This window comes from Microbacterium sp. EB106-03-03-XG65, from assembly GCF_058791955.1.
Window position 1 is genome coordinate 2,443,983 of the sequence record NZ_JBYTEB010000001.1, and the last position, 19,204, is coordinate 2,463,186.

Annotated in this window: 20 protein-coding genes and 1 other RNA gene; 6 read left to right on the forward strand and 15 right to left on the reverse strand. The window is 68.0% G+C overall.

The window, feature by feature from the left end; translation table 11 throughout:
• The first annotated feature begins 183 nt into the window (after positions 1-183).
• Complete coding sequence (locus tag AC3WS6_RS11460; RefSeq protein ID WP_492501131.1) at positions 184-1,647, forward strand: amino acid permease; 1,464 nt, start codon at positions 184-186, stop codon at positions 1,645-1,647.
• Between the two features lie 160 nt (positions 1,648-1,807).
• Here the strand turns inward: AC3WS6_RS11460 and rnpB are convergent.
• From rnpB to AC3WS6_RS11480, 4 genes are all read right to left on the reverse strand, one after another.
• Positions 1,808-2,164, reverse strand: an RNA gene (gene rnpB / locus AC3WS6_RS11465) — RNase P RNA component class A.
• A gap of 30 nt (positions 2,165-2,194) precedes the next feature.
• Positions 2,195-3,892: a bifunctional 3'-5' exonuclease/DNA polymerase gene (locus AC3WS6_RS11470; protein ID WP_492501132.1), complete on the reverse strand. Its 1,698-nt coding sequence runs from the start codon at positions 3,890-3,892 to the stop codon at positions 2,195-2,197.
• Positions 3,893-3,917: 25 nt separating this feature from the next.
• Positions 3,918-4,649: a zinc ribbon domain-containing protein gene (locus tag AC3WS6_RS11475; RefSeq protein WP_492501133.1), complete on the reverse strand. Its 732-nt coding sequence runs from the start codon at positions 4,647-4,649 to the stop codon at positions 3,918-3,920.
• 34 nt (positions 4,650-4,683) lie between these two features.
• On the reverse strand, positions 4,684-5,106 hold the full coding sequence (locus tag AC3WS6_RS11480; RefSeq protein WP_492501134.1) for a YchJ family protein: 423 nt from the start codon (positions 5,104-5,106) through the stop codon (positions 4,684-4,686).
• A gap of 22 nt (positions 5,107-5,128) precedes the next feature.
• On the opposite strand from AC3WS6_RS11480, the gene AC3WS6_RS11485 reads away from it, so the two are divergent.
• The 3 genes from AC3WS6_RS11485 to AC3WS6_RS11495 all read left to right on the forward strand — a co-directional run bounded on the left by AC3WS6_RS11485 (position 5,129) and on the right by AC3WS6_RS11495 (position 7,807).
• The gene (locus tag AC3WS6_RS11485) at positions 5,129-5,968 is read left to right on the forward strand and encodes an aldo/keto reductase (RefSeq protein ID WP_492501135.1); all 840 of its coding nucleotides are present in this window, start codon (positions 5,129-5,131) and stop codon (positions 5,966-5,968) included.
• A gap of 47 nt (positions 5,969-6,015) precedes the next feature.
• Complete coding sequence (locus AC3WS6_RS11490) at positions 6,016-6,954, forward strand: methyltransferase family protein (protein ID WP_492501136.1); 939 nt, start codon at positions 6,016-6,018, stop codon at positions 6,952-6,954.
• Between the two features lie 88 nt (positions 6,955-7,042).
• Positions 7,043-7,807 (forward strand): SDR family oxidoreductase, encoded by a 765-nt coding sequence (locus tag AC3WS6_RS11495; RefSeq protein WP_492501137.1) that lies wholly within the window; start codon positions 7,043-7,045, stop codon positions 7,805-7,807.
• Positions 7,808-7,828: 21 nt separating this feature from the next.
• On the opposite strand, the gene AC3WS6_RS11500 is transcribed toward AC3WS6_RS11495, so the two are convergent.
• On the reverse strand, positions 7,829-8,719 hold the full coding sequence (locus AC3WS6_RS11500) for a TIGR01777 family oxidoreductase (RefSeq protein ID WP_492501138.1): 891 nt from the start codon (positions 8,717-8,719) through the stop codon (positions 7,829-7,831).
• 101 nt (positions 8,720-8,820) lie between these two features.
• On the opposite strand from AC3WS6_RS11500, the gene AC3WS6_RS11505 reads away from it, so the two are divergent.
• Positions 8,821-9,657, forward strand: coding sequence for a zinc-ribbon domain-containing protein (locus tag AC3WS6_RS11505; RefSeq protein WP_492501490.1), 837 nt, complete (start codon positions 8,821-8,823; stop codon positions 9,655-9,657).
• A gap of 40 nt (positions 9,658-9,697) precedes the next feature.
• Here AC3WS6_RS11505 and AC3WS6_RS11510 read toward each other — a convergent pair whose 3' ends face one another.
• A complete protein-coding gene (locus AC3WS6_RS11510) occupies positions 9,698-10,066 on the reverse strand; it encodes a hypothetical protein (RefSeq protein ID WP_492501139.1) in 369 nt (122 codons plus the stop codon).
• A 159-nt stretch (positions 10,067-10,225) separates the two neighbouring features.
• Here AC3WS6_RS11510 and AC3WS6_RS11515 point away from each other — a divergent pair, with 159 nt between their 5' ends.
• Positions 10,226-11,314, forward strand: a complete 1,089-nt coding sequence (locus AC3WS6_RS11515; protein ID WP_492501140.1) for an AAA family ATPase — start codon at positions 10,226-10,228, stop codon at positions 11,312-11,314.
• Between the two features lie 12 nt (positions 11,315-11,326).
• Here the strand turns inward: AC3WS6_RS11515 and AC3WS6_RS11520 are convergent, their stop codons facing one another.
• From AC3WS6_RS11520 to AC3WS6_RS11560, 9 genes are all read right to left on the reverse strand, one after another.
• A complete protein-coding gene (locus AC3WS6_RS11520; protein ID WP_492501141.1) occupies positions 11,327-12,133 on the reverse strand; it encodes a sigma-70 family RNA polymerase sigma factor in 807 nt (268 codons plus the stop codon).
• 171 nt (positions 12,134-12,304) lie between these two features.
• Positions 12,305-12,619, reverse strand: coding sequence for an HU family DNA-binding protein (locus tag AC3WS6_RS11525; RefSeq protein WP_492501142.1), 315 nt, complete (start codon positions 12,617-12,619; stop codon positions 12,305-12,307).
• 214 nt (positions 12,620-12,833) lie between these two features.
• Positions 12,834-13,298: a hypothetical protein gene (locus AC3WS6_RS11530; RefSeq protein WP_492501144.1), complete on the reverse strand. Its 465-nt coding sequence runs from the start codon at positions 13,296-13,298 to the stop codon at positions 12,834-12,836.
• 113 nt (positions 13,299-13,411) lie between these two features.
• On the reverse strand, positions 13,412-13,846 hold the full coding sequence (gene fliW / locus AC3WS6_RS11535) for a flagellar assembly protein FliW (protein ID WP_492501145.1): 435 nt from the start codon (positions 13,844-13,846) through the stop codon (positions 13,412-13,414).
• The gene (gene flgL, locus AC3WS6_RS11540; protein ID WP_492501146.1) at positions 13,843-14,730 is read right to left on the reverse strand and encodes a flagellar hook-associated protein FlgL; all 888 of its coding nucleotides are present in this window, start codon (positions 14,728-14,730) and stop codon (positions 13,843-13,845) included. The genes fliW and flgL overlap by 4 nt, the downstream gene beginning before the upstream one ends.
• Before the next feature lie 14 nt (positions 14,731-14,744).
• Positions 14,745-16,151, reverse strand: a complete 1,407-nt coding sequence (gene flgK, locus AC3WS6_RS11545; protein WP_492501147.1) for a flagellar hook-associated protein FlgK — start codon at positions 16,149-16,151, stop codon at positions 14,745-14,747.
• Positions 16,152-16,158: 7 nt separating this feature from the next.
• A complete protein-coding gene (gene flgN, locus AC3WS6_RS11550; protein ID WP_492501148.1) occupies positions 16,159-16,641 on the reverse strand; it encodes a flagellar export chaperone FlgN in 483 nt (160 codons plus the stop codon).
• A 117-nt stretch (positions 16,642-16,758) separates the two neighbouring features.
• The gene (csrA, locus tag AC3WS6_RS11555) at positions 16,759-17,007 is read right to left on the reverse strand and encodes a carbon storage regulator CsrA (protein ID WP_492501149.1); all 249 of its coding nucleotides are present in this window, start codon (positions 17,005-17,007) and stop codon (positions 16,759-16,761) included.
• A gap of 90 nt (positions 17,008-17,097) precedes the next feature.
• Positions 17,098-19,164 (reverse strand): flagellar biosynthesis protein FlhA, encoded by a 2,067-nt coding sequence (locus tag AC3WS6_RS11560; protein WP_492501150.1) that lies wholly within the window; start codon positions 19,162-19,164, stop codon positions 17,098-17,100.
• Positions 19,165-19,204 lie beyond the last annotated feature (40 nt).

A 19,204-nucleotide genomic window follows, 5' to 3' on the forward strand; every position in this document is an offset into this window, starting at 1 on the left:
CAGACGACAGAGGGCCCCGCCGATCCGGCGGGGCCCTCTGCATGTCCGGGGCACGGAGAATACTGCGCGCCCTCGCGACACGTGCCAACATGGCATCCCCTCCGTGCGCCCTCCGGCCGCGGAGATACCGCTGAACGACAACCCCGTCCTGCGAGTTGCGGCGAGACGAAAGGCAGCTTCGAGATGAACGAACACTCTGAATCGTCATGGGACCGGCCGGTCTCACCCGAGACGACAGCCGGCATGGTGCCCGTCGACAGGCCGCAGGCGAAGAAGCTGCGGTCGCGCCACGTCACCATGATCACGCTGGGCGGCATCATCGGCGCCAGTCTCTTCGTCGGCTCCGGCAACGTCATCCGCGCCGTGGGACCGGCCGCGGTGCTGTCGTATCTCATCGGCGGACTTCTCGTCTTCCTCGCCATGCGCATGCTGGGTGAGATGGCGGCCTCTCGCCCGGCGATCGGCTCGTTCATGGAGTACGCGCGAGTCGGTCTCGGCAACTGGGCCGCCTACCTCGTCGGATGGCTCTACTGGTACTTCTGGGTCGGCGTGCTCGCGTACGAGGCAGTGCTGGGCGGCGAGACGATGGCGACTTGGTTCCCCGTCGTGCCGTCCTGGGCATGGTCGCTGATACTCATCGGCGTCTTCGTCGGAACGAACATCATCTCGGTCCGCGCGTTCGGCGAGGTCGAGTTCTGGCTCGCCAGCGTGAAGGTGCTCGCGATCGTCGTCTTCCTGGGCGCGGGTCTGCTGTTCGCCTTCGGCCTATGGCCCGACTCCGAGGTGTCGATCTCGAATCTGTGGGAGCACGGCGGGTTCGCTCCGAACGGGTTCGGAGTCGCCTTCACGGGTGTAGCGCTGGTGATCTTCTCGTACTTCGGCACCGAGATCGCCGTCATGGCCTCGGCCGAGTCGGAGGATCCGGCCAAGGGCATTCGGCAGGCGACGAGCACGATCATCTGGCGCATCCTGCTGTTCTTCGTCGGCTCGGTGCTCATCATCGTCACTGTGGTGCCGTGGAACGAATTGCCGGTGCCGACGGATGTCGCCAACGCGCCATTCACCTACGCACTCGAGCAGTTCGGCATCCCCGGCGCGAGCATCATCATGCAGCTCGTCATCTTCACGGCGGTCATCTCGGTGCTCAACTCGGGTCTGTACTCAGCCTCACGCATGTTCGCCGCGCTTGCCGAGCAGGGCTTCGCACCGAAGATCGTGGCACGGAAGTCGAGAAGCGGCGTCCCCGTGATGGCGCTGCTGGCATCGACCAGCGGCGGACTGATCGCGACTCTCGTGAACTTCCTCACTCCGGGGTCGGGCATCTTCGACTTCATCATGAACTCGGCAGGCCTGGTCGCGCTGTTCGTATACGTCTTCATCGCCCTCACGCAGTGGCGTCTGCGACAGAAGATGACGCCGGACGAGGTCGCGAATCTGAAGCTCAAGATGTGGTTGCATCCCTGGCTGAACGTGCTCTTGATCGCATGCATCGCCGCCGTGATCGTCGTGATGATGTTCAGCGAGGGAGGCCGCACCCAGGTCTGGACGAGCCTGATCGCCACCGGCGTGCTGGTGCTGTTCTGGCCGCTCGTCCGGCGCCACCTCAGTCGGAGCGTAGATGCCGCCCCTCCCCCTCAGGAGCAGTAGCCGGGCAGAAGAGAGCGCCCCGGGGAATCTGGGGAATTCTCGGGGCGCTCACCAGCAAGCTGGGGACATGCTGGAGGGTGGCGCAGTAGTCACGGCCACGCGCACAACCTATCAAGATCCCTAGCTTAGCGAAAGACTTGCTCGCCACGAGGGGCGAGTGCGAATGGGCCGACCTGTACGCCGGGTTCTGTTCCGGGGTTCTTCGCCCCATCGACGGCCATCTCTCTCGGCGACACGTTGCCGTGGCACTCTAGCGGTCTACCCGAGGACTCGGCGAGCCGCGTCATCATCCCCTGTCTGACCTTGCTCCGGACGAGGTTTACCTGGCGGGTCATGTCACCATGGCCCCCGGTGGTCTCTTACACCACCCTTTCACCCTTACCCCTTGCGGGGCGGTCTGCTCTCTGTGGCACTTTCTCGCGGATTGCTCCGGGTGGGCGTTACCCACCGTCCTGCCCTGAGGAGCCCGGACGTTCCTCGGTGCGGTTGCCCGCCACGCGACCGTCCAGTCGACCCATTCGCAGATCCAGTCTACGACCACGGCGCGCTACTTCTCGGCAGACTCCGCGATCCGCAGATCGAGCGGGACGTCGATCGGGAAGTTCCCGAACAGCCGACGCGTGGCCACGGCAGCCGCTTCGCGGACCGCCTCGGCAGCGGCATCCGCCTGCTCCGCGGGAACATGCAGGATCACCTCGTCGTGCAGGAAGAAGGCGAGGTGCGCGCGCGAGCGGAAGACCCCGGATGCCGTCGCCGGTCGCTCCGCGTCGGGCAGCGCCTGCAGGCGGTGCCTGATCTCGGCGAGCCAGATCAGCGACCACTCGGCCGCTGTGCCCTGGACCACGAAGTTGCGGGTGAACCGGCCCCAATCGCGCGCACGGCGGCGCGCGAGCGCGACGGCCGCGGGGTCGGCATCGGCGTCTGTGGCAGCCGCCTGCATCGCCTCCCATTCGGTCGAGGGCCGAGGCGACGACCTTCCGAGCCAGGTCGAGACCACGCCGCCGTCCTCCCCGAATCTCGCCGCCCTGTCGACCAGCGCCATCGCCCGCGGATACACCTTGCGCAGTCGCGGCACGAGTCGACCGCTGTCGCCGGTGGTGGCGCCGTACATCGCGCCGAGCACGGCGTACTTCGCCTCTTCGCGTGTGGCGACCGCACCGGATTCGACCACTCCCGCGTAGAGGTCCTTCCCCTGAGCCGCCCGCGCCATCGCTCTGTCTCCGGCCATGCCGGCGAGCATGCGCGGCTCGAGCTGGGCGACGTCGGCGACCACCAGGGTCCATCCTTCGTCCGCGCGCACCGCCGCCCGAAGGTTGCGAGGCAGCTGCAGCGCACCTCCGCCGGCCGAGGCCCATCGCCCCGTGACGACGCCGCCGGTGATGTAGACCGGGCGGAAGCGGCCGTCGTGCACCCACTCCGACAGCCACGCCCACCCGTTGGCGCTGAGCAGCCGAGACAGCTTCTTGTAGGCCAGCAGGGGCTCGACGACCGCATGGCTGTGCTGTGCGAGTTCCCAGCGGCTCGTCGACTCGACCTGGACTCCGACACGGTGGAGTGCGCGGAGGAGCTTCGGCTGGCTCTCGAGGTTCAGCGTCGGGTCGCTCAGGATCGATCTGACGCGATCAGCCTCCGCGACCATCCGGCTCGGCAGACCGCCGGCACTCGGACGCGTGCCGAGGATCTCGGTGAGGATCTCGTCGTGCACGGCCTCGTTCCAGGGCAGACCGGCTGCGCGCATCTCCTCGGCGACCAGTCCGCCCGCCGACTCCGCGGCCGTGAGCAGCGTGAGGCGACCGTCCTTGCCGTCTCTCAGGACACGACGTTGCTCACGGTACTGGTCGAGAGCATCGCCGATGGGATCCTCCCCGTCGCCGTGGTCGACCACGTCGAACAGCGTCGGCGCGTCATCGACCGGGTCGCGCCGCACCCACGACGACGACGGCGCAAGCGGGCGGGCGACCTTGTCGGTGTCACGCAGAATGGCATGGCACAGCACGAGGTCGTGCGAGCGCCCGATCAGGATCCCGGCCTCGAGCAGCAAGGGATAGATGTCGCGCGCGCTTCGGATCACCCAGCGCGGTGGGTTGTGCCGCTCCTGATCCGCGACCCAGCCCGGCATCTCGGCGGACGTGAGATCGACCCTGCCCAGCTCGGAGTCGTCTGCATCGAGCTCGATCGCCGTGTAGCCGTGTCGACCCACGGCCAAGAGCGCGACACGGCGCTCCGTCGACGGTTTCTGCGTCACCGCACGGACACGCGCGGCGCGGGGGTCACAATCCCGATTCCTCGGTGCGCACCAGGATGCACCCGCACTCGGGGCAGGAGACGACGGCGTCGTCGGGAGCACGCCGGATGTCGTTCAGATCCGTGCCCGGCAGCAGCATCCGGCAGCCCTCGCACGTACCACGGGTCAGGAGCGCCGCGCCGGCGCTGTTCGCCGCGCGACGTGTGTACTCGGCGAGAAGCGGTGCCGGAAGCGACTCCGTCACGGCCTTGCGATCCCGCGCGAGCTGTGCGCCGAGCTCGCCGGCGGCGGCGACGTCGGCCTTCGCCTGGGCAGTGAGCGCGCTGCCCTCGGCGGTGGTCACGTCGAGCAGGGCCTGCTGCGCGGCGACCGCGGCATCCGCGTCTTCGACCCGCGCCATCACAGCGAGCTCGATGTCTTCGAGGTCGCTCTGGCGCCTGGCCAGACTCGCGAGCTCGTGCTCGAGCGCCTGCGCCTCCTTGGCGTTCGTCGCCGCGGCGAGGCGCTCGGAGTCACGTGCGCGGCGCTGCTCGACCAGGGTCACATCGGACTCGAGCCGGGTGAGCTCGGTGCGTGCGTCGTCGCGGACGCCGGTCAGCGTGGTGAGCTCGCGCAGCTGCTCCTGCCGGATGGCGACGAGCTCGGTGATGCGAGCCGCCTGAGCGGGCTTGGTGCGCGCACGCTCGGCCTGCGCGATGCGCCGATCGAGGTCGGCGACGTCGAGCAGAATGCGCTGGTGTTCGGGGCTGGCGTTCACGCTCTCAAATCTACCTGTTGCACGGCGGGCGCCATCACCCGATCTCGCCGTCGACGTAGAACCAGCGCCGATTCTCGCGCGTGAAACGGCTGCGCTCGCGCAGGGAGCCGCGTTCACCGCCCTGCACCCAGAAGGCCTCGAACTCGACCATGCCCTCACTGTCGAAAGGCCCGCCGCCGGTGCGGGCGACGATCACGAGTCGGCGCCAGTGCAGATCATCATCGAGCTCGATCCGCGACGGGCGCGTCGATGGGTGCCACGTCGCCCGAAGGTGGTCCGCGTCGTGCAGGGCGAAGGCGGTGTACCTCGACCGCATCAGGCGCTCGGCTGTCGGTGCCGGCACGCCGTCGAGCAGCGGTCCGCAGCACGCGCCGAGGACGTCGCCCGAGTTGCAGGGGCAGCGGGACGAATCATCGCGCATCGCGTCATCCGGCGCCATGGTCTCTTCATCGCCCATCGCTCCAGCGTACGCTGACGCCATGACGGCTCTTCCTCTCTTCACCGCGCACAACGGCTTCTCGCTTCCCGCTCTCGGCCTGGGCACGTATGCCCTGAACGGCGACTCCGGAGCCGACGCTGTGGCCGCAGCGATCGGGTCCGGCTACCGCCTCATCGACTCCGCCTTCAACTACGAGAACGAAGGCTCGGTCGGACGCGGAGTGCACGCCTCCGGCGCCGACCTGTCGGACCTGATCGTCACGACGAAGCTTCCGGGGCGGCACCACTCGCGTGCGAAAGCCCCCGCGAGCATCGAGGAGAGTCGGTCTCGGCTCGGGCTCGACGCGACCGACCTCCACCTCATCCACTGGCCCAACCCCTCACAGGACGAGTACGTGCAGGCGTGGGAGTCCCTGGTCGATGCACAGCAGCGCGGCATCGTCCGCCAGATCGGCGTGTCGAACTTCCTCCCGGAGCATCTGGAGCGCATCGAGCGCGCCACCGGGGTGCGGCCCGTGGTCAATCAGATCGAGGTGCACCCGTACTTCCCTCAGGACGAACAGCTCGCCTACCACCGTGAGCACGGCATCATCACCGAGGCCTGGAGTCCGCTGGGCCGCGCGAAAGAGCTCATGCAGGAGCCGGTGATCGCCGAGATCGCGAACGCCCACGGCATCTCCCCCGCGCAGACCGTGCTGGCCTGGCACATCGCACGAGAGACCGTCGCGATCCCCAAAGCCTCGTCGCGCGACCACCAGGAAGCGAACCTCGCCGCGGCATCCGTGGTTCTCGACGACGCCGAGGTCGCCGCGATCTCGGCGCTCGGCCGCACCGACGGTCGTCTCTTCGGCGCCGACCCCGCGACGCACGAGGAGTCCTGAGACCTCGACGTCACGAAGGCGCTCGGCGGCGCTTCTAGACTGACGGGGTGCTCGTCATCGCCGGCCTCCGGATCGCTCCCGCGGCGGCACGCGCGTACTTCGCAGTGCAGGCGCTCGCGGGTGCTCTGTGGTGGATCGGCGTGTTCACGGTCGACGCCGTGCGCATCGCGACGCTCGGGGAGCTTCCGGTCCCGGTGACGGCCGCGCTCGACATCCCGCTCTTCGTGGTCGGCTCCGGTCTCATCGCCGCGGGCATGCGGTGGGCGCTGTGGATCACGGTGCCGTGGACGGCTGTCGTCGCGGCCGTCATGGCCCTGTATGCGACCGTCACGACACTCGCGGGCTGGGGTGCTCTGCTCATGGTGCTCGCAGCTGGGGCGAGCCTGGCATGCGCGGTGGTGATCGTGTGCGGACGCGCCCCTGTCGAGTGGCTCGTGACGGGTCCGCTGGCCTTCAGAACGTCTGCTCCGGTCGGCACCGGGCGGCTCCTCGCACGCACAGGGCTGCAGACTCTGTTCTTCTGGGGCACCTTCCTTCTCGCCATTCCGTTGGTGGTGGCATTCCTGGAGGGGCGCTGGCAGCTGAGGCTCGATCTTCCGTTCGCCGTGCACGCGGCGGGCGCCGTGCTGCTGGTCGTCGCGACCGCTCTCGGAGTGTGGTCCGCCGTGTCGATGACGGTCGAAGGAGAAGGCACGCCGCTGCCGTCGCAGATGGCGCGGCATCTCGTGGTCACCGGACCGTACCGGTTCGTCCGCAACCCGATGGCCGTCGCCGGCATCGCGCAGGGTGTCGCCGTCGGTCTGCTGCTCGGCTCATGGATGGTCGTCGTGTACTCGCTGTGCGGATCGGTGCTCTGGAACACCGTCGTGCGTCCTCTCGAGGAGCGGGACCTCGACGAGCGCTTCGGTGCCGAGTTCGCCGACTACCGAGCGCGGGTCTCCTGCTGGGTTCCGACGATCCGGCACGCCGCACGCACCGCGCACTGACCGGCTGCGGGAGCACTCCGCCCGGGGCTGCGGATCCAGGGATCAGCGGTCCCTGGATGAGACTCGCACCGTGCTCGAGAGTGGAGCCATGAACATCACCGGAAACACCATCTTCATCCCCGGGGCGACGAGCGGCATCGGCCTCGCCCTCGCGCAGCGGCTGTCGGCGAGGGGCAACACCGTGATCGTCGGTGGGCGACGCACGGACCTGCTCGAGCGGATCGCGCACGAGAACCCGGGAATCCAGACGGTCGCGATCGACACGACCGATGCGGACAGCATCCGGAGCGCGGCGCAGAGCGTTCTCGCCTCGCACCCCGATCTGAATGTGCTCATCACGATGGCAGGGATCATGCGGACCGAGGACTGGACGTCGTCGGGCGGGTTCCTCGAGACCGCCGAAGCGACTGTCACGACCAATCTGCTCGGCCCGATCCGATTGATCGCCGCGTTCATCGATCACCTGGTCGCGATGCAGGATGCGACGATCATGACCGTGTCATCCGGGCTCGCCTTCGCGCCGCTGCGGGTGACACCCACCTATAACGCGACGAAGGCCGCGATCCACATGCTCAGCGAATCCGTGCGGCTGCAGCTCGACGGAACGAGTGTGAAGGTCGTCGAGCTCGAACCGCCGGCGGTGCGGACCTCGCTGATGCCGGGACAGGAGTCGAGCGAATTCGCGATGCCGCTCGACGACTTCGTGTCCGAGGCGATCGATCTCATCGAGACGCATCCCGACGCGACCGAGATCCAGGTCGAGAATGTGAAGTTCCTCCGCTACGGGGAAGCGCGCGGAGACTACGCCGAGGTGGTCGAGACCCTCAACCGTCGAGACCCGCACGGGCGCTGATCGACAGGTCGGCGTCGCGTCTCAGAGCGCGGCGTCGACCGCGGCCTCGGGCGTGCGGTGCACGAAGGCGAATCCGGTCTTCTCGAGCACGGTCGGTCTGACGTCGGCGTCGGAGAGGAGAAGCGAGTCGGCGGCCGCCGCGCTGAGCACCAGACGCAGGGCGACGGTCGGGGCCGGGAGCCAGAAGGGACGGCGCATGCGGTGTGCGAGTGCTCGCCCGATGCGGTTCGCCGAGGCCGGAGTGGGACCGGTCAGGTTGACGGGACCATCGATCTGACGATCGATGATGTGTCGGATCGCGTTCACCTCATCGTCGAGCGATATCCACGGCCACATCTGCGTGCCGGGGCCGATGGGTCCCGCGACGCCGAAACGGGTGAGCTGGATCAGCGGCTTGAGCACGCCCCTGCGATGGATGATCGGCGCGGTGCGCAGCAGCGCGACCGGAGCGCTGTCGCCGGCGCGACGCGCCTCCTCCTCCCACCGGACGCAGAGGGTCGCGAGAAACGTGTCTCCGGCACCCGACTCCTCGGTCAGGGGCTGACCGGGAGCCGAGCCGTAGAAACCCACAGCGGATGCCGAGACCAGGGCGGGTGCGTCGGCACCCAGGCCCCGCACTGCCGTCGCGATCGTGCGGGTCGTCACGAGGCGCGAATCGACGAGCTCACGGCGGTACCGCGGTGTCCAGGGCAACCGTCCGACGCTCGCACCGCCGAGCGCGACGACGGCCCGCGCCCCCGAGAGCACCTCAGGATCGAGCTCTCGCTCCCCCGGCCACCACTGCACCTCGTCTCGCGTGCGCGGTGGTCGCCGGACCAGAGTCGTGACGGCGACGCCGTCTTCGCGCAGGGACGACGCGAGGGTCGAACCGATGAGACCGGAGGCCCCGCTGATGACGATGCGCTGTGCCATGGCCGCTCCTGTCCGTAGGGGTGTGAATGTCGCTCGCTCCGAGTCTCGCACGGTCCGGAGTGTCGGCGGCGATGTCGGTGCGTGCGGGTAGCGTGCTGCGCGTGACCGACACGGTGCAGATCTGGTGGGCGCGGCGACAGTTCTCGAAGGGGCGTCCCGTGCCGTACGAGCGTGGGACCTATCGCTCGGAATGGGCCGCCTATCCCGAGCTCATCCGGCAGTACCACCCTGAGCTCAACCACGGAATCGTGCTCTCCCAGGTGCCGCTCGCCGCCGATGTGCTGCTGTGCTGGGAGTGCAGAGCAGGCCACCGCTTCGCCGCGACGCCCACAGAGCAGCGAGAGCGTCCGGGACGAGTGCGGCGCCAATCGGCCTGGTGCCCCGAATGCTCGTCACTCGCACGCCCGCAACCCGTGATACTCGGCGAGGCGCGAGCCATTCCGCGGCGTGCGCGACCGTCGGCTCCTGCGCTGTGCGCGAAGACGCCTCCCCTGCGTCCCGGAGAGAGCTTCCGCAGCGTGTGCGCTCCCGCACCCGCGTCGGCCGCCGAGGCACGGCTGCGACAGATGCTGAGCGCGCGACTGCCCGTCGGCGGCGACGCCAACGCGGTCAAGATCGCGCGCCCGTTCTTCCGTCACACCGAAGTCTGGCCCGACATCGTGCTGTCCGAGCTTCGCGTCGCGATCGAGTATGACACGGTCGGCAGACACGGCCTCGAGCACGTGGGGAAACGGCAGGACTCCGACCTCCGCAAGGATCGCCATCTGCGGGCGGCCGGCTGGGAGGTCGTGCGCATCCGCACCGGGCACCTGGAGCCGCTCGGCCCCTTCGATCTGCAGATGCCCTCGGTCACGCTGAGCGGAGTGGAACGCATCATCGACACGCTGCGCGAGATCCGCGGCGCGCTGGTGGTCGACGCCTATCTCACTCCGACCTGAGGCACGCGCAGCGGAGTGCGTTCATGGCAGCGGAGTGCGTTCACGGCAGCGGGATGCGTTCACGGACGAGTTCCCATTCCGAGGTGCGGAAGGTCGCCGGTCCCGCCGCCACGATCTGGGCGTTGAGGTGCGGTCCGAGTTCCGGTCGCATCGTGAGTCCGCCGACGACCAGGCTCGGAATCTCGCGCGCGATGCACTCGATGCTGCCACGCACGAGCAGCTCTGCAGCCTGCTCGGGCGAGGTCACCGACCCGATGACCGTGTCGTCGTGCGCAAGGAGCGTCTCACTCCACACCCGTCGCGGCCCCTCGGGGTCGAGCGTGTAGCGCAGCATTCCCTGTGGCGCCGCTTCGACGACCAGCTCGATGGCGCCCTCGAACGGTTCCTCCACTGGCGTGCGTGCAGTCATGACAGTCCCCCGACCGGAGCGGTCCCAGCCGCTGTCGGCTCAGGATACTGCCCGGGCGGGAGAGACGGAACGCGCAAGATTTCTTCGCGATGTGCCTTACGGCTCGCAGGATCCCGTCGATAGTCATTGTGGGGAGAGAAAAGGACAGTCGGAGGACCTGTGGCAAGCACTTACATCGAGACCGGCGGACACGTGCGCGTCTACGACGACGCCGTCCGAACGCATCAGATGTTCCCTCTCGGGACCTACCGGGTGCACTTCTCCTCGAAAGAGGGGTTCAGCCTCATCAAGATCGACGACCTCACCGTGGGTGACGAGCGGGTCTACGGCGGGCGGGATCGCAAGGTCTCGAAGATCTTCCGGTCCTACGCTCTCGCCGAACGCAGCCTCGGCGTGATGCTCTCGGGCGACAAGGGCATCGGCAAGTCGCTGTTCCTGAGGATGGTCGCCGAGGCCGCTCGCGAGCAGGGCCTCCCCGTCGTCGTCGTGTCGGAGGACCACGACGGGATCGTCGAGTTCCTCGACAGTCTCGACGAGTGCCTGATCGTGTTCGACGAATTCGAGAAGATCTTCCCCGCCGGTCGCCGCGGGAGCACAGACGGCGGAAATCGTCAGAACCAGTTCCTGTCGCTGTTCGACGGCCTCTCGGCGGTCAAGCGCATCTACTGCCTGACGGTGAACGACGTGGCCGACGTCAGCACCTATCTGGTGAATCGTCCAGGTCGGTTCCACTACCACATGCGCTTCGAGTACCCGGGCCCCGACGAGGTGCGTCAGTACTTGATCGACCAGGCTCCCAACGCCCACCCTGATGAGATCGAGAACGTCGCGCTCTTCTCTCGGCGTGCCCGGCTGAACTACGACCACCTGCGCGCGATCGCGTTCGAGCTGCAGCAGCCCGACTCGCTGTTCGCGGAGATCGTCGAAGACCTGAACATCAAGTCGATCGAACCGAGCACCTACCGCATCGAGGCACGCTTCCCCGATGGGAAGGTCTGGTCCGATGAGGTCGAGATGAACCTGTTCGAGCGCGGGGACGTCGGCCGCACGTTCGAGCTGCGCAACGCGACGCGATCGATGTTCGTGTCGTTCACGCCGAAGGACCTCATCTTCGAACCCGACGGCGGGATCTTCGTTCCGATCACGCGCCTCGACATCCTCGATGACGAGGACGAGGAACCCGAGATCTATCCCTCGTCGGTCAGTCTCACGCTCGTGGGCCAGACCGCCTACGGTTTCGGTCTCTGATGCACGCACCCGTCATACAGCGAGAGGCAGCGGCGCGAGCGCGCGCGTGAGGGTGCGCCCGCCGGCCGCGACCCGGGCGAAGTACGCCTCCAGGGTCGACCCCGATGAGCGCGACACCGGCGAGGTGCGGCTCTGACGCTCGTCGGCGTAGTGACGCTCGAGCGCGTCGCGGAGCATCCGCACGCCTTCCGCGCGCTGCTGCGAGACCGCCGCATGCGAGACCCCGAGCTCGGCTGCGAGCTGCCCGACGGTGCGCTCCTCGAAGTAGATGGCACGGACGATGTGGCGTCGACGTTCCGGCAGAGCGTCGATCGCGCGATGCAGCAGCGCGTCGCGCTCCGTCGACAGGACCAGCTCGTCGGGCAGGAAGCCCGGCCAGGCCAGCTCGCTCGCATCCGCCACGTCGAGGCTCGCGACCGTGAGGAGCTCGACATCGGCCAGGCTCTCACGCACTGCGGTGGGCTCGATGCCCATCACCGCCGCGATCTCGGAGGCGAGAGGCGTGCGACCGAGCGAGGCGCCCAGCGTCTCGCGCACCCTGGCGGTCTGTCTGGCACGGATCCTGACGTCTCGGGGCGCCCAGTCCATCGATCGCAGTTCGTCGCGCAACGCCCACTTGACCCGACTGGTCGCGTACGCCGCGAACGGAACCCCGAGGTCGGGGTCGAAGGTGTCTGCGGCGCGGATCAGCGCCAGCGATCCTGCCGAGGCGAGATCATCGCGAGACACATGGGTCAGCCGAGAGGCGAGCTGGGCGGTCGCGACCCCCACGATGTGCAGGTGATCCACGACGAGTCGGTTGCGAGCGTGCTGATGCATTGCACATCGCCCTTTCCACTGTCAGCGCAAGCCCTCCCCATCGACTCACAGTGCGGCCACACCCCAGCGGCCAGACGTCCGTTCGTCTCCATGCTAGGGCCGCCGCGGGCACGAAACATCCCCGATGGCCGAAACCATCGGGGATTCTCGTTTACGTTCAGATAACGATGTTCAGTCGTTCACCTTCACTCGACGGTTCACCTCGCGCGTCGCCGAGAACTTGAGCACTGTGTAATCCGTCACCTCAGCCGAGTCGTCGTTCTTGGCGAACTGCACCCGATGCCCCTTGTGGGTCTGCGGATAGAACTTGCCGAAGTTGGTGAGCGTGACCGTGTTGCCCTGACTCACAAGGTCGAGCAACTCATCGATCATGGCGTTGTACGCGGCCTGCGCGGCATGGACCGAGATCCCACCCCGTCGTGCGAATCGCTGTACGAACTCCCGCTTGCTCACGCGATTGGCCTCGAGCGTCCTTGATGTGCTCATCTGCTTACCGTCCCAATGGTTTCGCTCGTCACCGAGCGTTTTGCGCTGTACCCCTACCAGCGGCGCCCGCGGCGCGACGACGTCAGAATCTCCGTCGACGACGCCGGGATGTGCCAGTACCCCAGCCTGTGCTCTACGAGGGTAACCCCTCTTCCTTGATATATGCAGTGAACTCAAAGATCCCCTGATCTTCGAGTTCTTCACTCGCCGCGCGCTACTGCACCAGCACGGGTTCTTCGAGACCCGCGGCCCGCACGGAGTCTCGCGTGCGTCGGGCCAGCCGCATCGAATCGTCGATCTGTGCGCGGATCTCGCGGCCATGCGCGTCGGGTCGCACGGACAGCTCCGTCGCCGTGAGCGTCTTCGTGTTCACGACCACGGCACCGTCGTCGATCAGGAGATCGGCCCGAACACCGTAGACGCGTCCCACGACGTTCCCGCCCGAATCGACGAGGTCAGTCGCGTTGTCTCCCGCGGCCGCCGCGATCGATGCCAGCTGATCCGCCGTGTAGGGAGCGGAGTGCTCCCACCGACCGCCCGCGGCAGCAGGCACGAGTGCGAGATCGGTCTCGCCGGGTGCACGCCTGTCCCCCGGGTGCACACGTGCATCGAGGTGGTGCAGGGCGACGTCGCCTTCCGTCACGACATGCGCGTCGAACGCCATGACGACGACGTTCACTCCTCGCGTCGCTCCTGCGCCGTGGGTCCTGGATCGAAGATCTACCACTGGGTGCTCCTGCCTAGAGGCGGTCTCGCGCGAGCGCGCGGCCGCCGGATGTCGGGCTCGTCTGATCAGTCGCCGATGAGGGCGCGGATCGGGTAGTCCTGGTCGTCGAGGATGACCTGCGCCGCACGACCGCTCTGCGCGTGGACGATGACGGGTGCACGAAGGTTCAGGTACACGCCGTCGTCTGCCGGGTTGGCCACCACGAAGACGCGGATGTCGCCCGCCTCGGCGGCGCCGATCTCGGCACGATGGCCCGCGGAGAACACCGGGGCGTACTCGATGCCCGCGGGACGCGGATCGAGGAGGAACAGTCGCAGATCGGCGTCGACCGCCCTGAGCGCGTAGAGCCCCTCCGCCCCGTCGAGCGGCTGGAGTCGGAAGGTCGTGTGCGGGCTCAGACCGGGCATCGGAGAGGCGAACTCGACCTCGAACGCCTGTGTCTCAGCCGGTGTCTCGGCCCGTGTCTCGGTGCCGGGCATCGGGGCAGGCGTCGCGGTCATCGCAGGAACTCCATGAGGTTGGTCTGCAGTGACCGTGCCGTCACCTGCAGGGCGGACTGGAAGACGAGCTCGGCGGATTCCAGGTTCACGAGCACCTCGAGGGTGTCGACATTCTCGACCTCCGTGCGTCGCGCCTCGAGGTCGATCGACGTCGAGAGGTTCTGTGCCGTCGCGCGCTCGATCTGCACCTGACGCGCACCGGTCGCGCCGCGGGCCGAGACCACGTCCTTCAACCGGGCGTCGATGTCGTTCAGCCGTCCTCCGATGTCCGCGCCCCCGCGGAGCTCGGCGGCGATGTCGTTCAGCATGGCGAACGCGCTGTTCGCCCCCTGGCCGAAGACCTGACCTCCGTCGTAGTCGACTCGCACGGTCTCGTTCTCGCTGATCCTCCGCTGCACGCCGTCTCCCGGTGCACCGTTGAAGGTGAAGGTCGTGCGATCGAACGCTGCATCCGCATCGCTCGTGCCGGCGAAGATGCTGCGGCCGAGAAGAGTGGTGTTCGCCTGAGAGAGCAGCTCCTTGCTGATCGTCTCGAGCTCCTGCGCGATCGAGTCGCGCGCCGTCGGACTCAGCGCACCGGAGTTCGCTCCCTGGGCCACCAGATCGCGTGCGCGATTGAGCAGGTCGGTGGTGGCGTCCAGGGCCGCGTCGACCGTGGTGACCCACGCCATGCCGTCGCTGAGATTGCGCGCGTACTGCGCGACGCGCGACTGCTCGCCGTGCACGCCGATCGCCGTCGCGGCAGCCGCCGGGTCTTCGCTCGGGGAGCGGAAGGCGCGCTGCGAGGCCGCCTGGTTCTGCAGTCGCTCGCGATCGGCGAGATTCGTCTGCAGCGTGCGCAGCGACTGCTGGGTCATGGTGGTGCTGGTGATTCGCCCGATCATGGTGACTCCCGGGGTCAGCGGCCGACGAGGCCGGTGCGATTGATCAGCAGGTCGAGCGCTTCGTCCATCGCGGTGAGCACACGAGCCGCCGCCTGGTACGCCGTCTGATAGGTCAGCAGGTTGACCGTCTCCTCATCACCGTCGACGGATGCGTTCGACTGCTGGGCCGTCACCGCCGCAACCGCACCCATGTCGGCGATGTCGGCGCGCTGCAGGTCTCCCGCCACCGTGACGGCGAACCCGGTCACGAAGCTCGTCCAGGTCTTGCTCGGCCCGGTCGCGGAGGCGCCCAGCGCGCTGATGCGATCGGCGATCGTGGTGTCTTTCGCGCCCGCACCCGGGGCCGCGAGAGCGAGGTCGTCGAGTCCCGTGGGAACGACGCGGAGACCGAGCGCGGCGGGCCCGGAGGTGTCGAGCGAGAAGAAGTCGCCGCCCGCCGTGCCCGCTGCCGTGACACCGCTGCGATGGAGATCGTTCACGGCAGTGGCGAGATCGGTGGCGGTGCGGTTGTACGCCGCGGCGACCGCGGCGAGGGATCCTCCGTCGGCCTGTGGAGCGAGCGCGCTGATCGTGCCGCCGATCACTCCCCCGGTGACCGAGACGGCTGCTCCCGGGCGATCCGCCCATGCGACGACGATCCGACCGGCATCCGAGATCTCCCGCGGTCCGTCGGTGACGAGGCCCCGGCTCGCATCTCCCGACACGAGGGCGTTGCCGTCGATGCGCAACGTGAGCGTGCCGTCGGCTTCGACGACGCCCGTGGCCCCGACCGACGTCGAGATCTGCTGCGCGAGCACGTTGCGCTGATCGATCAGCTCGTTGGCGTTGCGGCCGGAGTTCAGAGCGTCGCGGATCTTGCCGTTGAGGGCGGCGACCTGCGTGGCTGCCGAGTTCACGTCGGCGATGTCGCGATCGACCTGGCCGCGCAGATCCGTCCATTGACCCGCGATCGTCTGGTATCCCGCCGCGATCTGGCCGATCAAGACCTCTGCGTCGGTGAGCACGACCTGAGCCGCTGCCGGATCAGGCGTGTTGGCGAGGTCGGACCAGCCCGCCCAGAATCGGTTGAGGTTCGCCGCCAGACCGTCTTTCGTGGGCTCGGCCATCATGGTCTCGGCCTGCCCCGCAGCAGACGCCCTGGCCGACCAGAAGCCTGCCGTCGAGAGCGCATCACGGACGCGGGCATCGAGCACGTTGTCGCCGAGCCGGGCGATGCCCGTGACGCTCACCCCCGCTCCTGCGCCGAATCCGGTCTTCCACAGCCCCGAGAGTCCCGGAGCGGATACGGGCTCCTGGTCGACGCGCTGACGCGTGTATCCCGAGGTCGTCTGGTTCGCGATGTTCTGGCCCGTGACCGTCATGCCCGCGCGAGCCGCGGAGAGTGCCGATTCGGCCATGCGGAGTCCTGAGAACGAAGACATGGTCAGCTCACATCCGTGTGTCGAGCAGGCGTGCGTCCGCATCGCGGACCATGCCCCCCGCGGGGTCGTACTCGCCGGTCGGTGTGCCGAGTCCGGCGATGGTCTCCTGCGTGACGCGGATCGCGGTGCGCAGTCGCTGTTCGTTGATCTGCTTCATCTGCGTGATCTCATCCGCGAGACCGAGCATCGTGGTCAGGTGGCCCGTGAGCACCTCGCGCCAGGCGTCGGTCGGCGCGGCGTCGATGAGCTCGCGCAGCGAGCTGGCCTCGGGCACTCCCCATTCGTCGGCCACGGCCACCACGAGCGCGTCTCGCGAGAGCGCGACGGTCGGCATCGCGGCGAGCACACGCTCGATCTCGTTCGCGGCGTGCCGGATCCAGCGGTTGCGTCCGGTCGCGAGCAGCATCTGCTGCGCGTCGAGCTTGAAGAGCAGAAGCTCGAGCATCTCTCGCTCGCGCATCAGCTGCATGCTCAGGTCATGAGCGGCCACGGTTCGTCACCTCGTCAGTCGCGGATTGTCCGACGGGTCAGCCCGTCATGTCGACGACTATCGCGACAACACGCCCGGCAGTAACTCATCCGGTGGCGCAGCCCCGCACCGCGGAGGTCAGCGGCCGCTGTGGACCTGACCGAGAGCGCCCAGCAGAGCGGCCTCCGCGGAGCCGTCGGACGACGCCTGCACCGCATCCTGGTTCGCGTCGCTGACCGCGACGACGATCTCTGCGCGGTGGATCCGCGTCTCGCGTGGAGCGTCGATTCCGATCCGCACTCCGCCGGGAGTGACCGCCAGGATGGTCACCGTGATGTCGTCTCCGATCACGATGCTCTCGTTCGCGCGCCTCGTCAGTACCAGCATGCTCGTCGTCCGCCCTCCGTGGCTCAAGCGGGTTCGCACCGCACTTCAGCAAACATACTTTATTCCACTCATAAATGAGTGGAACAGGCGTCAGACGGTTGCGCTGGGCAGCGCCGAGCGGGTCATGCGGACCACTCCGACGACATCCGTCGCCATACCGCCCGCGGCGGCCTCGTCGTAGGACAGGACGGGCAGCCCGCTGACCTGAGCCGCCACGAGGCGGCGCACCGCCTGCCGCAGCGAGGGCGCACACACGAGCACGGGCTCGGGACCGAGCTGGTCGAGGTCGGCCACCGTGCGGCGCACGCTGTCGATCACCTGCATGGTGGCCTCGGGGGTGAGCACGATCTGAGACTGCCCGTCGATCACCCGCATGCCCTCGAGCATCTGCTGCTCGAGCATCGGATCGAACATGATCACCCGGATGCGCCCCTGCTCGGCGAAACGCGCCGCGATCGCGGGACCGAGGGCTGCTCGTGCTGCGTCGATGAGCGCCGGCGTCTCGGTGGATGTCTTGCCCCGCAGGGCCAGCGCCTCGTAGATGCGGGCGAGATCGTTGATCGGCACCCGCTCGGCCAGAAGCCCCGCGAGGACCCGCTGGATCGCGGCCAGCGAGAGCACGGCCGGTGTGAGCTCCTCGACCGTGGTCGGACTCGTCTGCTTCAGATGCTCGGTCAGCTGGCGCACGTCCTCGAGCGACAGGAGTCGGTCGGCCTGCCCCTGCACGACATCCGAGAGATGGGTGATGATCACGCTCACGCGGTCGATCACGGTCGCTCCCGCCATGTCCGCGGCATGCGACATCTCGGTCGGCACCCACTTTCCCTCGAGACCGAACACCGGATCCACCACCGCGGTTCCGGGGAGCTGCTCGAGCCCCGTGCCGAGCGCGAGCACATGCCCGCGGGGCACCGATCCGCGCCCGACCTCGACCCCGGCGATGAGGATGGCGTAGGTCTGCGCCGGAAGATCGATGTTGTCGCGCGTGCGAACAGGCGGCATCAGGATGCCGATGTCGAGCGCGAGCTTGCGCCGCAGCGACTTCACCCTGGTCAGCAGATCACCGGCGCCCCCGGAGGCAAGATCGACGATGTCGGGCGAGAGGGAGATCTCGAGAGCGTGCACGCGCATGCGGTCCATGAGCTCTTCCGGTCCTTCCGCCGCGGCATCGCTCGCCTCCTTCTGCAGCGCCTCGACTTCACGCTCGGCCTCGCGCGTCTCGCTCGCCTTCACCCTCGACGCCGCGAAGAGCAGGAGCGCGCCGATGGCGAGGAAGACCACGAGCGGCATGCCCGGGATGAATCCCATGGCGATCGCCGCGAGACCCGTGATGATCAGGGCGTTGCGCGACTGCATGAGCTGGCGCCCCGCCGCCTGCCCCATCTCGGACTCCGCGTTCTCGCGGGTCACGATCATGCCGGTGGAGACCGCCATGAGCAGCGCCGGGATCTGGGTGACGAGTCCGTCGCCGATCGTCAGGATGCTGTAGGTCTCGAACGCCTCGCCGACCTCCATGCCGTGCTGCAGCATGCCGATGATGATGCCGCCGACGAAGTTGATGACGACGATCACGATCCCGGCGATCGCGTCTCCCTTGACGAACTTCGATGCACCGTCCATCGCACCGTAGAAGTCCGCCTCGGCCGCGACCTCGGCCCGACGCTGCCGCGCCTCGGTGTCGGTGATGAGGCCCGCGTTCAGATCGGCGTCGATCGCCATCTGCTTGCCCGGCATCGCGTCGAGGGTGAATCGGGCGCCCACCTCGGCGACGCGCTCGGCTCCCTTCGTGACGACGACGAACTGGATCACGGTGAGGATCAGGAAGATCACGGCGCCGATGACCAGCGATCCGCTGATGGTGATCTGTCCGAAGGCCTGGATCACCTGCCCCGCGTGCGCCTCGCTGAGCACGAGTCTCGTCGAGGCGACGTTCAGTCCGAGTCGGAAGAGCGTCGCCACCAGCAGCAGGCTCGGGAACACCGAGAAGTCGAGCGGCTTCTTCACGAACATCGCGGTGAGCAGGATCAGAAGCGCGAACGAGATGTTGAGCACGATGAGCACATCGAGCAACGCCGTCGGGATCGGCACGATGAGCAGCAGGATGATGCCGACCACGCCGACCGGCACCCCGGCCTTCGACAGCAGCTGACCGATCATGCGGTCCTCACCTTCCCGTTCCCGTCGTCATGGATTCGTC